This window comes from Chitiniphilus shinanonensis DSM 23277 (assembly GCF_000374805.1).
In the GTDB taxonomy this organism is placed as follows: Bacteria; Pseudomonadota; Gammaproteobacteria; order Burkholderiales; family Chitinibacteraceae; genus Chitiniphilus; species Chitiniphilus shinanonensis.
On sequence record NZ_KB895341.1, the window covers coordinates 26,119 to 46,090 of the forward strand.

Genomic DNA, 19,972 nt, shown 5'->3' on the forward strand with positions numbered 1-19,972 from the left:
GGCATGGCCGTCCGGCACGGATCGGTATAATGGCGCTTTTGCCGCCGCGTCCCACCGTGTCCAGCCTGCCCCGCCCCGGCGAGCGCCTCCCGCTCCCCACTCCCCATGGTTCCGCCGACAGTCTGTTGCTTGCCCGCTACGCCGCCCAGTCGCACCCGCTGGTGGTGCTGGCGGACAGCGCCGCCACCGCCGGGCGCCTCAAGGACGAGCTGGCCTTCTGGCTGCCGCAGGCGCGCATCGTGCTGCTGCCGGATTGGGAAACGCTGCCCTACGATCATTTCAGCCCGCACCAGGACCTGATCTCCGAGCGCCTGGCCACGCTGTGGCAGATCCGCCAGGATCAGGCCGACGTGGTGATCGTGCCGATGCAGACCGCGCTGGGCCGGCTGGCCCCGGTGGAATACCTGGCCGGCTATACCTTCATGTTGCAGAAGGGCCGGAAGTTCGACGTCGACAAGGTGCGCGCCGACCTCGCCTTCGCCGGCTACAGCCATGTCACCCAGGTGTACAGCCCCGGCGAATACTCGATCCGCGGCGGGCTGATCGACCTCTATCCGATGGGCTCGCCGCTGCCGTACCGGCTCGACCTGTTCGACGACGAGATCGAGACCATCCGCACCTTCGACGTCGATACCCAGCGCAGCCTGTACCCGGTGCCCGAGATCCGCCTGCTGCCGGCGCGCGAGTTCCCGCTGGACGAGCACGGCCGCACCAAATTCCGCCAGCGCTTCCGCGAAGTATTCGAGGGCGACCCGAGCAAGAGCCGGCTGTACAAGGACATCAGCAGCGGCGTCACCCCGGCCGGCATCGAGTACTACCTGCCGCTGTTCTTCGACGCCACCGCCACCGTGTTCGACTACCTGCCGGCGGGCGCGCTGCTGGCGCTGCACGGCGACGTGCACGGCGCGGCCGACCGCTTCTGGGCCGACACCCAGGATCGCTACCGCAACCTGTCCGGCGAGAAGGACCGGCCCATCCTGGCGCCCAAGGCGCTGTACCTGCCACCCGACGAGTTCTTCGCCCAGGTCAAGGCCTATCCCCGACTGGCCCTGACCGCCGAGCCGGGCGGCCTGGCGCGCGCGTTGCCACCGCTGGACGTGGATCGCCGCGCCGACAACCCGATCGCCCGCCTGACCGCCTTCGTCGACAGCCATCCGGGGCGTATCCTCATCACCGCCGAGAGCCTGGGCCGCCGCGAGACCATGGCGCAGTTCTTCGCCGAGTACGGGCTGAAGCCGGCGCTGGCCGACAGCTGGCAGGCATTCCTGGACGCGCCGGAGCGGGTGATGCTGGCCGCCGCGCCGCTGCATACCGGCTTCCTGCTGGACGACCCGGCGGTGGCCGTCGTCACCGAGGCCAACCTGTACGTGGCGGTGGCGCAGTCGCGCGGCAAGAAGCAGCAGAAGCGCAGCAACACCGACGCCATGCTGCGCGACCTGTCCGAACTCAAGGTGGGCGACGCCGTGGTGCACGAGGCGCACGGCATCGGCCGCTACCAGGGCCTGGTGTCGATGGACCTGGGCGAAGGCGAGACCGAGCTGCTGCTGCTGGAATACGCCGGCGGCGACAAACTCTACGTGCCGGTCAGCCAGTTGCACGTGATCAGCCGCTATTCCGGCGGCGCCGCCGACGCCGCGCCGATGCACAAGCTGGGCTCCGGCGCCTGGGAGAAGGCCAAGCGCCGCGCCGCCGAACAGGTGCGCGACACCGCGGCCGAGCTGCTCAACCTGTACGCCCGCCGCGCCGCGCGCGAAGGCCACGCCTTCGACTGGAGCCACCACGACTACGAAGCCTTCGCCGCCGGCTTCGGCTTCGACGAGACCGCCGACCAGGCCGCCGCCATCGAGGCGGTGCTGGTGGACATGCGCATCGGCCGCCCGATGGATCGGCTGGTGTGCGGCGACGTGGGCTTCGGCAAGACCGAGGTCGCACTGCGCGCCGCCTTCGCCGCCGTGGCCGGCGGCAAGCAGGTGGCCGTGCTGGTGCCGACCACGCTGCTGGCCGAACAGCATTTCCAGACCTTCTCCGACCGCTTTTCCGACTGGCCGGTCAAGCTGGCCGAGCTGAGCCGCTTCCGCTCCACCAAGGAAGTGGGCGTGGCGATCAAGGGCCTGGCCGAAGGCAGCATCGACATCGTGATCGGCACCCACAAGCTGGTGCAGCCCGACGTGCAGTTCAAGAACCTGGGGCTGGTGATCATCGACGAGGAACACCGCTTCGGCGTGCGGCAGAAGGAACAGCTCAAGGCGCTGCGCGCCAACGTCGACGTGCTGACGCTGACCGCCACCCCGATCCCGCGCACCCTGGCGATGAGCCTGGAAGGCATCCGCGACTTCTCGGTGATCGCCACCGCGCCGTCCAAGCGGCTGTCGGTGAAGACCTTCGTCGCCAAGTATTCCGACGGTGTGATCCGCGAAGCGGTGCTGCGCGAACTGAAGCGCGGCGGCCAGGTGTTCTTCCTGCACAACGAAGTCGACACCATCGAGAACATGCGCGAGAAGCTGACCGCGCTGTTGCCCGAGGCGCGCATCGGCGTGGCGCACGGCCAGATGCGCGAGCGCGAGCTGGAACACGTGATGCGCGATTTTCATGCCCAGCGCTTCAACCTGCTGCTGTGCACCACCATCATCGAGACCGGCATCGACATCCCCAACGCCAACACCATCGTGATGAACCGGGCCGACAAGTTCGGCCTGGCCCAGTTGCACCAGATGCGCGGCCGGGTCGGCCGCAGCCACCACCAGGCGTATGCCTACCTGCTGGTGCCCGACGTGGAGGGCCTGACCGCCGACGCCCGCAAGCGGCTGGAGGCGATCCAGGCGATGGAGGAACTGGGCAGCGGCTTCTACCTGGCGATGCACGACCTGGAGATCCGCGGCGCCGGCGAGGTGCTGGGCGAATCGCAATCGGGCGAGATGCAGGAGATCGGCTTTTCGCTGTACAGCCAGATGCTGAACGAAGCGGTCAAGGCGTTGAGGAAGGGCGTCGAGCCCGACCTGAGCCAGCCGCTGGGCGTCACCACCGAGATCAACCTGCACGCCCCCGCCCTGCTGCCCAATGACTATTGCCCGGATGTGCACGAGCGCCTCAGCCTGTACAAGCGCCTGGCCAACTGCGAAACCGCGGACGACCTCGACGCGCTGATGCAGGAGCTGATCGACCGCTTCGGCCTGCTGCCGGACGCCGCCCGCGTGCTGCTCGAATGCCACCGCCTGCGCATGCTGGCCAAGCCGATGGGCATCCAGAAGATCGACGCCGCCGACACCGCCGTGGTCGTCACCTTCGCCCGCAACACCGTGGTCGAGCCGTTCCGCATCATCCAGCTGGTGCAGAGCAAGAAGCACTACAAGATGGTGCCGCCCGACCGCCTGCGCATCGAGGGCAACTGGCCCGAAGCCATGCTGCGCGCGGTGCGGGTGAAGGAGCTGCTGGGGGAGTTGAAGCAGTGAGGCCCTTGGCGCGATGCGCATGAATCATGCGCATAGTACGTGCATAATCTGTCTGTTCCGTCGGGAGCACTACGCCATGCCCAGCATCACGCAACGCCCTACGCACAAGAAATCCGCCAACCTGTCGGTCAACGCCGAGTTGCTCAACCAGGCCCGCGCGCTGGACATCAACCTTTCCGCCACGCTGGAAGCCGCGTTGATCCAGGCGATCCAGCAAAAGCGCCGCGCGCGCTGGCTGGAGGAAAACCGCGAGGCCATCGCGCAATACAACCAGGACGTGACGGAGCACGGGGTGTTCAGCGATGGAGTGCGCGGCTTCTGATGCGACGCTATCTGGTCCATCGCAACCGCAACGCCGCGACCCGCGACAGCGTGCCCTACCTGCTCGATGTCCAGAGCGACCTGCTCGCGGGGCTGGAAACCCGCGTGGTGGTGCCGCTGCGGCCACTCCCGGACGCACCCGGCCGCCGGATCGAGGGACTGATGCCGCAATTCGAGGTGGAAGGCCGGCCGGTGATCGCCGTCTTTCCGCAAATGGCCGGCATTCCCAACGCGGCGCTCGGCCCCGTCGTCACCGACCTTTCCCACGAGCACGGCCGGATCATCGCCGCGCTCGACCTGTTATTCACCGGAATCTGATTCAAGGACCCACATGCCCCTCGCCCCCCTGACCGACGAAGAACTGGAACGCCTGGACGACTTCCTGATGTCGCCGCGCACCCCTGACGAAACCATGGACGTCGAAACCCTCGACGGCTTCCTGGTCGCGCTGACCATCGGCCCGGAGCCGGTGCCCGAAGAGGAATGGCTGCCGCAGGTGTTCTCCGGCACCCCGCCCGAGTTCGCCGACCAGCAGGAGGCCGACGAGGTGATGGACCTGCTGCGCCGCCACGCCGCCACCGTCGCCGATGCATTCTCGGTGAAGCAGCGCAGCAACGTCGGCGACGATCCGCTGTACTTCCCGCTGATCCTCTCCGACGAGGGCGCCGACGAGAAATGGCAGGAATCGCTGGGCGCCTACTGGGCCGGCGGCTTCCGCCTGGGCATGCTCGCCCACGAAGCGGCGTGGCAGGCCGCGCTGGACGAGGACGACGCCTTCTACGACACCATCGCCGCCATCCTGACGCTGGAGGAAGGTCATCATCCCGAGGACGAAAGCGATGTGCTGAGCGTGCCGCAGCGCGAGGAGCGGGTGTCGGAACTGCCGTGGCTGGTAGAGGACGTGATGTTCTACTGGCTGGAGGCGCGCTACGGCAAGGTGGAGACGGTGGTGCGCGACGGCGACAAGGTCGGCCGCAACGACCCCTGCCCCTGCGGCTCCGGCAAGAAATACAAGAAGTGCCACGGCGCCTGAGCCGGCGGGCGCGACGCCTGGGGCGAACCGTCCTTCGCCCCCGCGTTTGAAGATCGATTCGCCCTGGGCCATGCATGAGCTGGTTTCTCTACGTGATCGAATGCCGCGACGGCAGCCTGTACACCGGCGTCGCCACCGACGTGGCACGCCGCTGGGCCGAGCACGCCAGCGGCCGCGGCGCGCGCTACACCCGCGCCCATCCGCCCCTGCGCCTGCTGGCCGTCGCCGCCCACCCCGACCGCTCCAGCGCCCAGAAGGCCGAAGCCGCGCTCAAGCGCCTCAAGCCCCTCGCCAAGCGTGGCTTCTGCCAGGCCAACCCGGCGCCGGCGGCACTGCTGGCGATGCTAGCGGTGAGCGAGGCGCAGCTAAACCCTACACCTTGAACCACAGAGGACACGAAGGACACGGAGGGGTCACTGAGAAAAGCTGGCGGGAAGGTCCGGATGTATCCGCTCGGCGCCCGGCCGTTCAGGTCTTCCTCTGTGAATCTCCGTGCTCTCACCGTCCTCTGTGGTTCAAGACTTGGGGTTCCCCTCAGCACGCCCCCCACTTCCCACCTCATCGTCCCGCAGCAACCGCGTGGTCGGGCGGGCCAGTTGGGCGCCGTGGCGGGCGATGATCTCCAGCACCTGGAACAGCACCCGCTCCTTCACCGCGTGGTATTCCACCCAGACGGTGGTGCGGGTGAAGGTGTAGACGAAGAAATCCAGCGACGACGGGCCGACGCCGTTGAAGTTCACGATCAGCGTCTGCGTGGCGTCGAGCTCGGGATGCGCCTGCAACATCGCGCGCACCTCGGCGACGATGGCCGGCAGCCTGTCGGCGTCCTCGATGCGCAGCCCCAGGGTTTCGAAGATGCGGCGGTTGCTCATGCGCGACGGGTTCTCCACCGAGATGGTGGCGAACGCCGAGTTCGGCACGTACAGCGGGCGCCGGTCGAAGGTGCGGATGGTGGTCAGGCGCCAGCCGATGTGTTCCACCGTGCCCTCGATGTTGCGATCCGGCGAGCGGATCCACTCGCCCACCACGAACGGACGGTCCAGGTAGATCATCAGCCCGCCGAAGAAGTTGGCCAGCAGATCCTTGGCGGCGAAGCCCACCGCGATGCCGCCGACGCCGCCGAAGGCCAGCACGCCGGAGATCGAGAAACCCAGCGACTGCGCCGCCACCAGCGTGGCGGTGATGATCACCGAGATGCGCAGCAGCCGGCTGATCGCGGTGGCGGTGGTCACGTCCACGGGCGTGTGGCCTTCGCGCGGCTGCACCAGCGCGTGGGCCACGTTGTTGATGAAGCGCACCAGGAACCACACCACCAGCCCGATGATCGCCAGCCGCCGCGCCGGATCGACGAAGTCGAACAGCTCCGAGCGCGCGTCGGGCGCCACCAGCTCCGCCGCCACCGACAGCCCGACCACCCACACCAGCCACGCCAGCGGCCGCCGCGCCGCGTCGATCAAGGCGTCGTCCCAATAGGTGGCGGTGCGCGCCAGTTGCGCCGCCAGGCGCTTGAGCAGGTAACGCACCAGCGCGTTGGCGAACACGGTGAACAACACCACCAGGAACACCTGGTAGATCCAGGCGTCGGTGCGGTAGAGCGATTGGAACCAGGCGGTCAATTGGCTAACGGACATGGCCTCTCCTTGGACTGATTGGCGCCACGCGCCCGGGAAACGCATCGGGGACGATCAGCGGGCGCCATGGCGAGGGCGCGACGGACGACGTGGCGGAGGCAATTTGCAATGACGCGGCCAGCCGCCGTGCAGCGGCCCGCATCCGGGAGGCGGCATGTTAAACCAGCCGCCGCGACGGCAAAACCGCAATCCTGCCGCCGCGCCCGTGTCGTGCCGCTCAGATCGCGCCGTGCCGCGACAGGCTGTCGCGCAGCGCTTCGGCCAGCGCGCGGTAGCCGGCGGCGTTGGGGTGGACGGTGTCGCTCTTCAGCGAGCGCTGGGCCAGGATGTCGCTCAGCGCCTCGTCCTCCAGCGGCACGTCGAACTCCTTGGCCAGTTCGCCGTAGAGCGGTGCGGTATTCAGCCGCAACCCCAGTTGCGGCACGCCGACCAGCAGCACCGGCAGCTGGCGCCGGCGCAGCTCGCTCAGCATCGCCGCCAGGTTGGCGCGGGTTTCGGCAGGCGACAGCCGTTGCAGGAAATCGTTGCCCCCCAGGCACAGGATCACCAGCGCCGGACGGGTATCGTCCAGCGCCTGCGCCAGTCGCTCTCGCCCTTGTGCGGTGGTTTCGCCGGGCACGCCTTCGTTGACCACGTTGCGGCCGATCATGCCGGCCAGGATCGCCGGGTACGCCTGTTCGGCGGTGGCGCCGGTGCCGTAGGTGAGGCTGTCGCCGAACGCCAGCACGGTGGCGTCGGGCGCCAGGCGCGGCAAGGTGGGCCGCGAGCAGGCGACGCACAGCAGGATCAACAGGCAAGGCAGCCAGGCGGGCAGACGGCGCATGGAGGACTCCGGTTCGACAGATGGGGCGGCGGGCTCGCGGCGCGGAGCGGGTCCGATCCGGGGAAGCGATGCGGCCGCAACGGTTGGCGAGGGTCGATCCGGCAAGCCTATCGCATGCGGGCATGGCGACGGAACTTTCGTCCGGCTGCCGCCACGAAGCCGCCTGCCGGGGCGAATCGACCTTCAAAGGTGGGTGCGCCGGCCGATTCACCCTAGAATTGCCCCATTCCATCGTCTTCGAGTGCTCATGCTGCCCGCCTGGCTTCCCAATTTCATCGACAAGGTCTTCCTGCGCGACCTCGCCGCGTCGCTGGTATTCATCGTCATCCTGCTGGTGCTGCGCTCGCTGATCCGCCACGGCATCCTCAAGCGGGACGACTTCGGCCCCGACGTGAAGCGCCGCTGGCTGGTCAACCTGCGCAACGTGGTGCTGGTGCTGTTCATGGTCGGCATGGCGCTGATCTGGGCCAACGAGATCGAGACGCTGGCGGTGTCGCTGGTGGCCATCGCCGCCGCCATCGTGCTGGCCACCAAGGAAATGATCCTGTGCATGATGGGCGCGATCTACCGCACCAGCACGCATGCCTATTCGGTCGGCGACCGGGTGGAGATCGCCGGGCTCAAGGGCCAGGTGATCGACATCAACCTGTTGTCGACCACGCTGCTGGAATCGAGCCAGGCGGTGGCGCGCAAGGGCACGGTCGGACGCGGCATCACCTTCCCGAACAGCCTGATCCTGTCGCAGCCGGTGTTCAACGAGACCATGCTCGGCAGCTACGTGCTGCACACGGTGCACGTCAGCATCAATCGCGGTGAGGACTGGCAGGCCGGCGAAGCGGCGATGCTGGCCGAGGCGCGCGAGATCGTCGAGGAATACGCCGACGACCTGGCCAAGCATGCGCGCGAGCTGCAACGCGGCCAGGCGCTGGAAAGCGCCGCGCTGGAGCCGCGCCTGCGCCTGTCGTTGGACGACCGCGAATCGGTCGGCCTGCATCTGCAACTGCCGGTGCCGCTGGGCCAGCGCGCCCGCATCGAGCAACGCATCCTGCGCGCCTTCCTCGGCGCGGTGCCCTGTGGCCCCGCCGTCGAGGCCACCGCCGCACCGGCCGCCGAACCGTCGCCCGCGCCCTGAGCGACGGTCTACAATGCGCGCCCACCCTCTTCCCGGAACCGCAACATGACCCTTCCGCCCGACCACGCTCCCCTGCTTCCCAAGCCGTGCAGCAAGTGCGGCTCGCCCGGCGAAGTGACCAAGTCCGGCTCCAACCGCTATTGGGTGCAGTGCGCCAAGTTCGGCCGCAACGGCAACTGCAACGCCATCGGCCAGCAGGCCGCCAGCCGCAAGGAGGCGATCCGCAACTGGAACACGCGGCACTAAGTGAATCGACCTTCAAACGTGGGTGCGAAGGGCGCGGGTGCGAAGGGCGAAGGCCGGGATGCAGGGCAAGGCGTACCGAGTGCCGCGGGGTAATCCCCGTACGCGAGGCGCAACGCAGACATGAAAAAACCGCCCCTCGGGGCGGTTTTTTGTCGGGCGCGGCGAAGATCAGGCGACGGTCACGCGGGCGAACTTGCGCTTGCCCACCTGGAGCACCACCGTGTCGCCCTTGGCGATCAGCAGGCCCTTGTCGGCCACCTTCTCGCCGTTCAGGCGCACCGCGCCGGCCTGGATGTCGCGCATCGCCTGGCTGGTGGACGGCGCCAGCTGCGCCTCCTTGAGCACGGCGGTGACCGGCATGCCGTCGCCGTCGGCGGACAAGGTGAACTCGGGCATCTCGTCCGGCATCGCGCCCTTCTGGAAGCGCGCCTCGAAGTCGGCCAGCGCCGCCTCGGCCGCCGCCTGGCCGTGGAAGCGCGCCACCAGTTCCTGCGCCAGCAGCACCTTGACGTCGCGCGGGTTGCGGCCGCCCTCGATGTCGCGCTGGAACTGCCCGATCTCGCTCATCGGGCGGAACGACAGCAGTTCGTAGTAGCGCCACATCAGCGTGTCGGACACGCTCATCACCTTGCCGAAGATCTCGGTCGCCGGCTCGTCGATGCCGATGTAGTTGCCCAGCGACTTGGACATCTTGTTGACGCCGTCCAGCCCTTCGAGCAGCGGCATCATCAGCACCACCTGCGGCGCCTGACCGTGCTGCTGCTGCAACATGCGGCCCATCAGCAGGTTGAATTTCTGGTCGGTGCCGCCCAGTTCCATGTCGCAGCCCATCGCCACCGAGTCGTAGCCTTGCAGCAGCGGATACATGAATTCGTGCACGGCGATCGGCTGGTTGCCGGCGAAGCGCTTGGCGAAGTCGTCGCGCTCCAGCATGCGCGCCACGGTGATGCTGGCGGCCAGCTTGAGCATGCCAGCGGCGCCCAGTTCGGTGAGCCACTTGCTGTTGAACAGCACCTGGGTGCGCTCGCGGTCCAGGATCTTGAACACCTGGCGCTCGTAGGTCTCGGCGTTGCGCTTGACGTCGTCCTCGGTCAGCGGTGGACGGGTGGCGTTCTTGCCGGTCGGATCCCCGATTCGACCGGTGAAATCGCCGATGAGGAACTGAGCCGTATGACCGAGGTCCTGCAGTTGCCGCATCTTGTTGATCAGGACGGTGTGGCCCAGGTGCAGATCCGGCGCGGTCGGATCGAAGCCGGCCTTGATCTTCAGCGGCACCCCGGTGGTGCGGCTCTTCTCAAGCTTACGGATCAGTTCTTCTTCCGGGATCAGTTCCTCCACGCCACGCTTGATGATTTCGAGCGCGGCGAGGGTATCCGGGTGCAGCGGGGTTTGTTCTTGTTCGGCCATGGGAGATCAGCGGCTGGTAAGCCTATGGAAATTAAGGGTTTTATGATGAAGTCGATTTGGCAGGCACTACGACTTTTTGTTACGCTTGCCGCGCACCAGGAAGCCTGAATAACACGATGTACGAAAAGCAAATTCTATCCGAAAAGCCCGCCCCCTCCCAAGGCAGCGCCCGCGCTGGCTGGCTGGCGGCGGCCGTGGCGCTGCCATTGCTGATCACTTTCGGCGCCTATGGCGTCGCCGAATTCGGCCCCCGGGAAGCCATCCACGTCACCCCCGTCACCACCTCGCTGCAAGCGCCGGAACTGGTCTCGCGCATCGCCGACACGCCGTTCTGGCGCGAGGAGATCATCCGTTCGGGCGATACCCTGGGCGCGCTGGTGGCCCGCCTGGGCATCGACGACGATGCCGCCAAGGATTTCATCCGGACCGATCCGGCCGCCAAGCCGCTGTACGAACTGCATCCCGGCCGGGTGATCCGCGCGCAGACCACGGTCGACGGCCGCCTGCTGCAACTGAGCTACGTCACCGCCGGCGGCAACGAGATCACGGTGCGCCCGCTGGGCGCCAGCTTCCGGGTGAACCAGGCGCCGGCCGAGATGGCGCGCGGCACCTCGTTCAAGGCCGGCGTGATCAACAGTTCGCTGTTCGCCGCCACCGACCGCGCCGAACTGCCGGACGAAGTGACCCGGCAACTGATCGCCATCTTCGAGGGCGAGATCGACTTCCACCGCCGCCTGCAAAAGGGCGACCGCTTCGGGGTGGTGTACGAGACCTACACCATCGACGGCCAGATCCAGAAGACCGGCCGCATCCTGGCCGCCGAATTCGTCAATGCCGGGCGCAAGCTGACCGCGGTGTGGTACGAATCGCGCCCCGGCGACGGCGCCTACTACTCGCTCAGGGGCGAAAGCCTGAAGAAGAGCTTCCTGCAGACGCCGGTGGAGTTCTCGCGGGTGTCGTCGGGCTTCTCGATGCGTTTCCACCCCATCCTCAAGGAATGGCGCGCCCACAAGGGCATCGACTACGCCGCCCCCACCGGCACGCGGGTGCGCGCCGCGTCGGACGGCACCGTCACCTTCGTCGGCCGCAAGGGCGCCTACGGCAATGCCATCGAGATCAAGCACCAGGGCGCCTACAGCACGCTGTACGGCCACTTGAACGGCTTCGCCAGCGGCCTCAGGGCCGGCCAGCGCGTCAGCCAGGGCGACATCATCGGCTTCGTCGGCAGCACCGGCCGCGCCACCGGCCCGCACCTGCACTACGAGTTCAAGATTGCCGGCCAGCAGGTCGATCCGTCCAAGCTCAACCTGCCCAAGTCGCGCACGCTGGATGTACGCGAGTTCGCCCGCTTCCGGCCGTACTCGAACCAGATGCAGGCCCAGCTCGCCTTGCTGGAGCGGGTGGAGATGGCGCGCGCCGACTGACGCCGCCACTTTGCCGAGCCTGCCCGGCCGCGTTTCACCCCACCGACCCCGTCGCCCATCGACGGGGTCGGCGCTTCTGGCGGCGAAAGGCTTCCCGCCGCTTTCTTACAGCCGCTACACTGGCCTGCCCTTCCCTACCCGCGTGCCGCCGCCATGATCGAGCAACCCTACTTCATCGGCCTGATGACCGGAACCAGCCTGGACGGCGTCGACGCCGTGCTGGTGGATGTCTCCGGCGCCACGCCGATCCTGGTCGCCGCGCAAGGGCAGCCGCTGCCCGCCGCGCTGCGCGAGACGCTGTTGTCGCTCCAGGCCAGCGGGCCCGACGAGATCGATCGCGCCTGGCGCGCCGGGGTGCAGCTCGCCGAGTGCTACGCCGAAGCCGTGCTGGCGCTGCTGCTGCGCGCCGCCGTGCCCGCGGAACAAGTGGCCGCCATCGGCAACCATGGCCAGACGGTGCGCCATCGCCCGGAGCGCGGCTACACGGTGCAGTTGGGCGATCAGGCGCGGCTGGCCGAATTGACCGGCATCACCGTGGTCGGCGACTTCCGCTCTCGCGACGTGGCCGCGGGCGGCCAGGGCGCGCCGCTGGTGCCGGCCTTCCACCAGGCGATGTTCGCCGACGCGCGCCGCCATCGCGTGGTGGTCAACATCGGCGGCATCGCCAACCTGACCGATCTGCCGCCAGGCGGCGAGGTCACCGGCTTCGACACCGGACCGGGCAACGTGCTGCTCGACGCCTGGATCGCCCGCCACCAGCCCGGCCAGCGCTACGACGCCAACGGGCAATGGGCCGCCGGCGGCAAGGTATTGCCCGACCTGCTGGACCTGCTGCTGGCCGAGGCGTACTTCGCCCTGCCCGCGCCCAAGAGCACCGGGCGCGACCTGTTCCACGACGGCTGGCTGACCCGGCGCCTGACCGGGCGCAGCGACGCGCCGCAGGACGTGCAGGCCACGCTGGCGGCGCTGACCGCGCAAAGCATCGCCGACGCCATCCTGCTCCAGGCACCGGGGGTGGACGAGGTCTATGTCTGCGGCGGCGGCGCCCACAACGCGCACCTGATGCACGCGCTCGGCCACGCGCTGCCCGGCGTGGGCCTGGCCAGCACGGCGGAACTGGGCATCGATCCCGACTGGGTGGAAGCTTATGCCTTCGCCTGGCTGGCGCAGCGCTGCCTGGCGCGCCAGCCGGGCAACCTGCCGCAGGTGACCGGCGCCAAGGGCCCGCGCGTGCTCGGCGCCATCTGGCCGGCCTGAGCCGGCCCGCTCAACCGCCGCCGCGCAGCGATGCCGGCGGCTTTTTTTGGCTGTCGCACGCGGCAACAGACAACCAAAGTCGATCACTCAAACGGCAGCAGGGTTTTCGGATGGGGCAGTAGGAGCTTTCCTAGGCCGTGGCATGGCCCACCACTTATTACCAATGTCATGCAGGGTATGGCTTCCGGCTTTCACCTTGCCCGCCTCGCGGTCGCCCCAACCGTTGCCGCCCGCATCCGGCACGCTCAAATTTCAAATAATACAATCACTTAATTCGCCCACCCACCATGTCCAGGGCATGCCGTGACGCCCCCCCGCCATCCGTCAATCGGGCCGTTCGAGGCTGCGTTTTACGCCGTCTGTCGGGCCACTTTTTGCATGTCGCTGACGTATAAAGAGGTTCTGAATTCCGCTCCCGGCCCAAGGAGAGTTCCTCATGAAATTTCAGCAACGCCCGATTGGACAGCAAATCCTCATACTGGGGGTTATCGTCTGTGTGCTGGTGTTCGGCACGCTGATCGTGTTCACCAGCTACACGGTGCAGAGCACCGCATTGCGCCTGGCCACCCAGGAGCTGGACAGCCAGATCAACCTGGTGAAGAACAGCCTGCAAGTGGCCTACAACGGCGCGCTGGCGCGCTCGCAGGGCACCATCGACCTGTTCCCGCGTCATCTGCCGGGCGACCTGACAGTCAGCAACGACACGATGCAGACCGGCGACACCATGGCGCCGGTGGTACTGGCCGGCACCACGCCGATCAACGGGCGCACCGATCTGCTCGAAGCCTACAAGCACCAGACCAACGCCGAACCCGCGATCATCGCCCGCGACGCCAAGGGCCGCTGGCTGCGGGTGAACACCCTGCTCAAGGGCAAGGACGGCAAGATCCAGCTGGGCTCCGAGGTGAAGCCGGACGAGCCGGTCACCCAGGCCATCGCCGCCGGCAAGCCGTACACCGGCCTGCTGCTGCGCAACGGCGAATATTTCCTGACCCGCGCCCAGCCGATTAAGAACGCCGCCGGCCAGGTGGCGGGCTGGTATCAGGTGCGGATCGGCCTGCGCGACGAGATCCAGGGCCTGCGCGACATGCTCAAGACCATCGTGGTCGGCAAGACCGGCTACCTGTACGTGCTGGCCCCCACCCACGACGACAAGATCGCCCAGTTCATCGTCCACCCCAAGCACGAGGGCCAGTTGGCCGGCGAGTCGCTGCAAGGCAAGGAACGCGAAGTGATCGCGCACCTGGTGGAAAAACGCAACGGCACCATGGAATACGAATGGCCGGACGCGGACGGCAACATGCGGATGAAGACCGTGGCCTTCGCCGAGGTGCCCTCGTGGGGCTGGATCGTCGGCACCGGCAGCTACATCGACGAGTTCACCGCCGAAGGCATCGCCCTGCGCAACCGCCTGGTGATCCTGAGCGTGGTGCTGGCAGTGGTGATGCTGGCCCTGCTGCACCTGGGTCTGCGCCGCCAGCTCGATCCGCTCAAGCACCTGACCGAGATGGTGGCCCGCTTCGGCGCCGGCGACCTGACGGTGCGCATGAACGGCACCACCGATCCGCGCAGCCGCAACGAGATCGACCAGGTGGCGGTGAGCTTCAACACCGCGGTGGCCAAGCTGGAGGAGATGGTGGGCGAAACGCTGCGCACCGCCGCTCGGCTGGAGAACACCGCGACCGAATTGCAGACCTCCAGCGATCTGATGAGCGATGCCAGCTCGCGGCAGAGCAATGCGGCCTCGACGATGGCAGCCACGGTGCAGCAGATTTCCACCGGCATTTCGCATATTGCCGACAATGCGCAGGAAGCCACCAACGCCAGCCAGTCCACCATGACCGTAGTCGACAGCGGCCGCAAGAAGGTGGCGCAGATGCTGAACGAGATGCGCGACATCGCCAGCGCCACCCAGCAGGCGGCGCAACGCATCACCGAGTTGGGCGAGCGCTCGGGCGAGATCCGCCAGATCGTCGCTGTGATCAAGGAGATCGCCGAGCAGACCAACCTGCTGGCGCTCAACGCCGCGATCGAAGCCGCGCGGGCCGGCGAAATGGGCCGCGGCTTCGCCGTGGTGGCCGACGAAGTGCGCAAGCTGGCCGAACGCACCACCCACTCCACCCAGGAGATCGGCGAGCTGATCGGCAACATCGTCAACGAAACGCAGCAGATGGCCGGCGAGATCGTCACCGTCTCCACCCGGATGGACGGCGGCGTCAAGGTGGCGTCGGACACCGACAGCATGCTGGACACCATCCACGTGCACGCCGGCCAGGTGACCGCCGCGGTGAACGACATCGCCTATGCCACGCGCGAACAATCCCAGGCCGGCCAGCAACTGGCGCAGGGCGTGGAAAGCGTGGCGCAGATGGCCGAGGAGAACAACCAGATCGCCGGCACCAACCGCCATGCCACGCACGACCTGCACGAGCAATCGGCGACCATGCGCAACAAGCTGTCGGTGTTCCGCATCTGACGCCCACAACGCCTGCCGAGGCCGGCCCAGCGCCGGCCTTTTTTTGCGTGTGGTCGTGCGCAGTGGGTAACGCCCATCACTGGTCCGCGTCGCCCGCGGGCCCAGGGAAAACGCCGGGCGCGGCATGCTGGCGCTCCCGACAGCAATGGTGTCGCGCCGGCGCAGCCCCTCCGGGAGGGCCCATCCCTGGACGGGCGGCCTGGCTTTCAGCGCCGCCCGCCGCCGCGCCGGCGAGCAGTCGCCGGTGGCGGGCGGCAATGCTGTGTCCGACAGGCCACCCGGCTATCCGACGGAACCGGCCGCACCTGTCGCCGTGCAGTCGATCAGCCAACGGCCCAGTCATTCTGTCGAACCTATTTTGCCCATCCTGCCTTCAGGCAGATGGAGGGCCATGCCGAGCCAGCCTCGCCGCCAACGCACAAACCGGCCTGCCCACACCCGCTTCCTTACTGGCCTGGGACACTGCCTGCCGCCAGCGATCACCAAAGCATTCCGGCCGCAAACCAGTAGTTAACTCCCGCATCCTTACATCCTCGTGCTTACTTGAAAGAACCGGACATCGATTCAGGGAGAGCGGCGATGAACAAATTCCGACAACTAGCGATCGGCCAGCAGATCCTGATTCTGGCTCTGGTCACCTGTGTGGCGATCTTCGGCGCACTGATCGGCTACACCCACGTCAGTATCCAGCGCGACGCGATGGAGCGGGTCCGACAGGACCTGTCCGCGCAGGTGAACCTCGTCCGCGGCACCATGGAAATGGCGTATAGCAGCGCCGCGCGCGAGGTCGAGGAAGACCTGGCGGTGTTCAGCCGAACGCTGTCCGGTGTTCCGCGCGTCGAAGCCGGCACCATCGAGGTCAACGGCATGGCGCTGCCGCGCGTGACGGCGGGCGGCGAGGAACTCACCGGCCGCAACGACCTGCTGGAACGCTTCCGGCAACAGGCGGGCAGCGAAGGCAGCGTGGTCGCACGCGATGCCCAGGGGCGCTGGGTACGCGTCGCCACCCTGCTCACCGACGACAGCGGCAAGTCGATGCTCGGCACCGTGGTGCCGGACAACGACCCGGTGGCCGTCGCCATCGCCACCGGCAAACCCTATACCGGCGTGGCGATCCGCGCCGGCAACTACGCCATGATCGGCGCAGTGCCGATGCTGGGGAACGACGGCAAGGTGATGGGCTGGATGCAGATGCGCATCAGCCTGAAGGAAGAGATCGCGCGCCTGGCCGCCACCCTGGGTGAAGTCCCGGTCGGCAAGACCGGCTACATCTACGTGATCGCTCCCACCGGCGATGCCAACATCGCGCGCATCGTCATCCACGGCAACCCGGAACTGGTCGGCAAGCTGGCGGGCGAGGCGGTGCAAGGCCGGGCACTGGATGTCTTCAAGCATCTGGCCGAACAGCGCAAGGGCGAATACCAATACCTGTGGCCCGACAGCAGCGGCACCGAGCGCATGAAGATCGCCACCTTCACCGAAGCGCCGGGCTGGAACTGGGTGATCGCCAGCGGCAGCTTCATCGACGAATACACCGAGCACAGCGTGGCAATGAGCCGCCGGCTGGTGGGCGTCAGCATCGGCCTGTGCGTGATGCTGCTGGGCGTGCTCTACCTGGCGCTGCGCTTCCAGCTCAAGCCGCTGGGCATGCTGGTGGACCTGATGGACCGCTTCGGCGGTGGTGACCTCACCGCGCAGATCGGGCGCGACGGCGGCCATGACAGCCGCAACGAGATCGACCGCGTGGCGCGCAGCTTCAATAGCGCGGCCTCGCGTCTGCGGCAGGTGGTTGGCCGCATCCGCGGCACCGCCGGCGAGGTGGACGGCACCGCCGCCAGCCTGGAGGAAGCCAGCAACCAGATGTTCGACGCCAGCCGCACCCAGAGCGAATCGGCCTCGGCGATGGCGGCCACCGTGGAGCAGATCTCGGTCAGCATCGGCCAGATCGCCGACAACGCCAACGAAGCCGAACGGCGCTGCCAGCAGGCCACCGCCAGCGCGCGCGAAGGTCGCGACAAGGTGCAGCGCATGGTGGAGGAACTCCAGGTCATCGCCGGCACCACCAAGCATGCGGCCGAGCGCATCGCCAGCCTGGGCGAACGCTCCAGCGAGATCACCAAGATCGTCGGCGTGATCAAGGAGATCGCCGAGCAGACCAACCTGCTGGCGCTGAACGCCGCCATCGAGGCCGCCCGCGCCGGCGAACAGGGCCGCGGCTTCGCCGTGGTGGCCGACGAGGTGCGCAAGCTGGCCGAGCGCACCACCCACGCCACCCAGGAGATCGGCGGGCTGCTCGGCGGCATCGTGCAGGAAACCCAGCAGATGGCGGGCGAAATCGTGGGCGTGTCGCAGCGGATGGGCGACGGCGTGGAACGCGCCGCCGCCACCAACAGCATGCTCGACACCATCCACCAGCAGACCGAGCGCGTCACCCACGCGGTCACCGACATCGCGGGCGCGACCCGCGAGCAATCGATCGCCAGCACCCAGTTGGCACAAGGCGTGGAAAACGTGGCGCAGCTGGCCGAGGAGAACAGCAGTATCGTCGCCAGCAACCGCGAATCCACGCTGGCGCTGCGCGACAAGGCCACGGTAATGCGTGATGAGGTGGCGGCCTTCCGTACCTGAGAGCCTGTTCAAACCCTTTTCACGGCAGCACCGGGCCGGCACCGCCCAGAACGCTGTCGCGAAAAGATCTTGAACAGGCTTTGAGGCAACCACCCTTGCAGGGCGCGATCACCCCACGTGGTCGCGCCTTTTTTGCGCACGCCGGCCGGTGGCTTTCCGCTAGACTAGCCGCCGACCCAATGCCGCGACTGCCGTCATGCACAAGCCCAACCAGTTCGACCTGTTCGCCAGCCGGCGCTTCCTGCCGCTGTTCGTCACCCAGTTCTTCGGCGCCTTCAACGACAACCTGTTCAAGAACGCCTTCCTGGTGCTGATCACCTTCTACGGTCTATCCACCGCGGGGCTGGACGCCAAGACCCTGGTCAACGCCGCCGCCGGCATCTTCATCCTGCCGTTCTTCCTGTTCTCCGCCCTGGCCGGGCAACTGGCCGAGAAGTACGACAAGGCGCGGCTGGCGCAATGGATCAAGCTGCTGGAGATCGGCATCATGCTGCTGGCGGGGCTGGGCTTCTACCAGAAGAACGCCACCGTCCTGTTCGTCTGCCTGTTCCTGATGGGGGTGCATTCCACGCTGTTCGGCCCGCTGAAGTACTCGGTGCTGCCGCAGTACCTCAAGGAAGAAGAACTGCTGGGCGGCAACGGCCTGATCGAAGCCGGCACCTTCATCGCCATCCTGGTCGGCCAGATCGCCGGCACCCTGATCGTGCAGCACCAGCCGCACGGCGAGACGCTGATCATCTACGCCTGCGTCGGCGTCGCGGTGCTGGGCTTCCTGTCCAGCCGCGCCATGCCGCGCGCCGCGCCGCCCGCGCCCGATCTCAAGATCAACTGGAACATCCTCGGCGAGACCTGGCACATCATCCGCCATGTGAGCCACAACCGCACCGTGTTCCACAGCCTGATGGGCATCTCGTGGTTCTGGTTCTTCGGCTCGGTCTACCTCACCCAACTGCCCGACCTCAGCCGCAACGTGCTCAACGGCGATCCGGGCGTCTACACGCTGTTGATCACGCTGTTCTCGGCCGGCGTCGGCCTCGGCTCCACCCTGTGCGAGCGCCTGTCCGGCCGCCGCGTCGAACTGGGGCTGGTGCCATTCGGTTCCATCGGCATGAGCGTGTTCGGCACCGATCTCTACTTCGCGCTGAACGCCGCGCCGGCCGCCGCCCACTACGACGCCTGGGGCTTCATCGCCGATCCGGCCCACTGGCGGGTGATGTTCGACATCGCCGCCATGGGCGCCTTCGGTGGCCTGTTCATCGTGCCGCTGTACGCGCTGGTGCAGACGCGCACCGAAAAGGCGTTCGTATCGCGCGCCATCGCCGCCAACAACATCCTCAATTCGCTGTTCATGGTGGTGGCGGCGCTGATGAGCATCGCCCTGCTCAAGGCCGGCCTGACCGTGCCCGGGCTGCTGCTGACCGTGGCGCTGATGAACATCGCCGTAGCGCTGTACATCTACACGCTGATCCCCGAATTCCTGATGCGCTTCCTGGTGTGGATCGGCGTGCACACCCTGTACCGGGTGCGCTGCGAGGGTCTGGAGCACATCCCCGAGGAAGGCCCGTGCGTACTGGTGTGCAACCACGTCAGCTTCATGGACGCGCTGATCCTGGCCGGAATGATCCGGCGGCCGATCCGCTTCGTGATGGACCACCGCATCTTCAAGGTGCCGGTGCTCAACTTCATCTTCCGCACCGCCGGCGCCATCCCCATCGCCCCGGCGCGCGAGGATGCCGCGCTCAAGGATCGCGCCTTCGACCGCGTGGCCGAATACCTGGAAGCCGGCGAAGTGGTGTGCATCTTCCCCGAGGGCGCCATCACCCGCGACGGCGAAATCAAGACATTCCGCCCCGGCATCGAGGACATCGTGCGCCGCACCCCGGTGCCGGTGATCCCGCTGGCGTTGCGCGGGCTGTGGGGCAGCTTCTTCAGCCGCAAGGACGGCGCCGCGATGATGAAGTTGCCGCGCCGTATCTGGTCGAAGATCGGCCTGGTGGCCGGCGCACCGGTGCCGGCCGCGCAGGCGGACCGCGACCTGCTGGAACAGCAGGTGCGCGCACTGCGCGGCGACTGGCGCTGAACTGCGCCCGCCGCGCCACACGGCGCGGGGCGCTGTTTGACCCCGAATCCGTTCCGGCCATAGGG

The 19,972-nt window shown here is 67.5% G+C and carries 15 protein-coding genes; 12 read left to right on the top strand and 3 right to left on the bottom strand.

The genetic code is table 11. The features are described from left to right. The first annotated feature begins 29 nt into the window (after positions 1-29). The 5 genes from mfd to C556_RS0109100 all read left to right on the top strand — a co-directional run bounded on the left by mfd (position 30) and on the right by C556_RS0109100 (position 5,186). The gene (gene mfd, locus C556_RS0109080) at positions 30-3,449 is read left to right on the top strand and encodes a transcription-repair coupling factor (protein ID WP_018747930.1); all 3,420 of its coding nucleotides are present in this window, start codon (positions 30-32) and stop codon (positions 3,447-3,449) included. A gap of 76 nt (positions 3,450-3,525) precedes the next feature. Then, complete coding sequence (locus C556_RS0109085; protein WP_018747931.1) at positions 3,526-3,771, top strand: type II toxin-antitoxin system CcdA family antitoxin; 246 nt, start codon at positions 3,526-3,528, stop codon at positions 3,769-3,771. Continuing rightward, positions 3,771-4,088 carry a CcdB family protein gene (locus C556_RS0109090; RefSeq protein ID WP_018747932.1) on the top strand — a complete coding sequence of 106 codons (318 nt, stop codon included), beginning with the start codon at positions 3,771-3,773 and terminating at the stop codon, positions 4,086-4,088. The genes C556_RS0109085 and C556_RS0109090 overlap by 1 nt, the downstream gene beginning before the upstream one ends. Before the next feature lie 13 nt (positions 4,089-4,101). Then, positions 4,102-4,803 carry a UPF0149 family protein gene (locus C556_RS0109095; protein ID WP_018747933.1) on the top strand — a complete coding sequence of 234 codons (702 nt, stop codon included), beginning with the start codon at positions 4,102-4,104 and terminating at the stop codon, positions 4,801-4,803. A 74-nt stretch (positions 4,804-4,877) separates the two neighbouring features. After that, entirely contained in the window at positions 4,878-5,186 is a 309-nt protein-coding gene (locus tag C556_RS0109100; RefSeq protein ID WP_018747934.1) for a GIY-YIG nuclease family protein, read from the top strand. Positions 5,187-5,318: 132 nt separating this feature from the next. Here the strand turns inward: C556_RS0109100 and C556_RS0109105 are convergent, their stop codons facing one another. Together C556_RS0109105 and C556_RS0109110 are read right to left on the bottom strand one after the other, a co-directional pair. Then, a complete protein-coding gene (locus tag C556_RS0109105) occupies positions 5,319-6,434 on the bottom strand; it encodes a mechanosensitive ion channel family protein (RefSeq protein WP_026262946.1) in 1,116 nt (371 codons plus the stop codon). Positions 6,435-6,651: 217 nt separating this feature from the next. Then, complete coding sequence (locus C556_RS0109110) at positions 6,652-7,257, bottom strand: arylesterase (protein WP_018747936.1); 606 nt, start codon at positions 7,255-7,257, stop codon at positions 6,652-6,654. Positions 7,258-7,504: 247 nt separating this feature from the next. Here C556_RS0109110 and C556_RS0109115 point away from each other — a divergent pair, with 247 nt between their 5' ends. After that, the gene (locus C556_RS0109115) at positions 7,505-8,389 is read left to right on the top strand and encodes a mechanosensitive ion channel family protein (protein WP_018747937.1); all 885 of its coding nucleotides are present in this window, start codon (positions 7,505-7,507) and stop codon (positions 8,387-8,389) included. A 45-nt stretch (positions 8,390-8,434) separates the two neighbouring features. Further along, positions 8,435-8,635, top strand: a complete 201-nt coding sequence (locus C556_RS19910) for a Lar family restriction alleviation protein (RefSeq protein ID WP_018747938.1) — start codon at positions 8,435-8,437, stop codon at positions 8,633-8,635. Positions 8,636-8,803: 168 nt separating this feature from the next. Here C556_RS19910 and tyrS read toward each other — a convergent pair whose 3' ends face one another. Beyond that, entirely contained in the window at positions 8,804-10,042 is a 1,239-nt protein-coding gene (gene tyrS / locus C556_RS0109125) for a tyrosine--tRNA ligase (RefSeq protein ID WP_018747939.1), read from the bottom strand. Between the two features lie 116 nt (positions 10,043-10,158). On the opposite strand from tyrS, the gene C556_RS0109130 reads away from it, so the two are divergent. From C556_RS0109130 to C556_RS0109150, 5 genes are all read left to right on the top strand, one after another. Next, the gene (locus tag C556_RS0109130; RefSeq protein WP_018747940.1) at positions 10,159-11,466 is read left to right on the top strand and encodes a M23 family metallopeptidase; all 1,308 of its coding nucleotides are present in this window, start codon (positions 10,159-10,161) and stop codon (positions 11,464-11,466) included. A 153-nt stretch (positions 11,467-11,619) separates the two neighbouring features. Next, positions 11,620-12,723: an anhydro-N-acetylmuramic acid kinase gene (locus C556_RS0109135; protein ID WP_018747941.1), complete on the top strand. Its 1,104-nt coding sequence runs from the start codon at positions 11,620-11,622 to the stop codon at positions 12,721-12,723. A gap of 436 nt (positions 12,724-13,159) precedes the next feature. Beyond that, on the top strand, positions 13,160-15,199 hold the full coding sequence (locus tag C556_RS19915) for a methyl-accepting chemotaxis protein (protein ID WP_083930525.1): 2,040 nt from the start codon (positions 13,160-13,162) through the stop codon (positions 15,197-15,199). Between the two features lie 579 nt (positions 15,200-15,778). Next, positions 15,779-17,827, top strand: coding sequence for a methyl-accepting chemotaxis protein (locus C556_RS0109145; RefSeq protein ID WP_018747943.1), 2,049 nt, complete (start codon positions 15,779-15,781; stop codon positions 17,825-17,827). 196 nt (positions 17,828-18,023) lie between these two features. Beyond that, positions 18,024-19,907 (top strand): MFS transporter, encoded by a 1,884-nt coding sequence (locus C556_RS0109150; protein ID WP_018747944.1) that lies wholly within the window; start codon positions 18,024-18,026, stop codon positions 19,905-19,907. Positions 19,908-19,972: the final 65 nt, after the last annotated feature.

Bases quoted from the DNA above. Each gene is read 5' to 3' on its own strand.
- C556_RS0109105 (WP_026262946.1), bottom strand. From the start codon at position 6,434: ATGTCCGTTAGCCAATTGACCGCCTGGTTCCAATCGCTCTACCGCACC.
- C556_RS19915 (WP_083930525.1), top strand. From the start codon at position 13,160: ATGAAATTTCAGCAACGCCCGATTGGACAGCAAATCCTCATACTGGGG.
- C556_RS0109110 (WP_018747936.1), bottom strand. From the start codon at position 7,257: ATGCGCCGTCTGCCCGCCTGGCTGCCTTGCCTGTTGATCCTGCTGTGC.
- mfd (WP_018747930.1), top strand. From the start codon at position 30: ATGGCGCTTTTGCCGCCGCGTCCCACCGTGTCCAGCCTGCCCCGCCCC.
- C556_RS0109100 (WP_018747934.1), top strand. From the start codon at position 4,878: ATGAGCTGGTTTCTCTACGTGATCGAATGCCGCGACGGCAGCCTGTAC.
- C556_RS0109130 (WP_018747940.1), top strand. From the start codon at position 10,159: ATGTACGAAAAGCAAATTCTATCCGAAAAGCCCGCCCCCTCCCAAGGC.
- C556_RS0109145 (WP_018747943.1), top strand. From the start codon at position 15,779: ATGAACAAATTCCGACAACTAGCGATCGGCCAGCAGATCCTGATTCTG.
- C556_RS19910 (WP_018747938.1), top strand. From the start codon at position 8,435: ATGACCCTTCCGCCCGACCACGCTCCCCTGCTTCCCAAGCCGTGCAGC.
- tyrS (WP_018747939.1), bottom strand. From the start codon at position 10,042: ATGGCCGAACAAGAACAAACCCCGCTGCACCCGGATACCCTCGCCGCG.
- C556_RS0109115 (WP_018747937.1), top strand. From the start codon at position 7,505: ATGCTGCCCGCCTGGCTTCCCAATTTCATCGACAAGGTCTTCCTGCGC.
- C556_RS0109095 (WP_018747933.1), top strand. From the start codon at position 4,102: ATGCCCCTCGCCCCCCTGACCGACGAAGAACTGGAACGCCTGGACGAC.
- C556_RS0109150 (WP_018747944.1), top strand. From the start codon at position 18,024: ATGCACAAGCCCAACCAGTTCGACCTGTTCGCCAGCCGGCGCTTCCTG.
- C556_RS0109090 (WP_018747932.1), top strand. From the start codon at position 3,771: ATGCGACGCTATCTGGTCCATCGCAACCGCAACGCCGCGACCCGCGAC.
- C556_RS0109135 (WP_018747941.1), top strand. From the start codon at position 11,620: ATGATCGAGCAACCCTACTTCATCGGCCTGATGACCGGAACCAGCCTG.
- C556_RS0109085 (WP_018747931.1), top strand. From the start codon at position 3,526: ATGCCCAGCATCACGCAACGCCCTACGCACAAGAAATCCGCCAACCTG.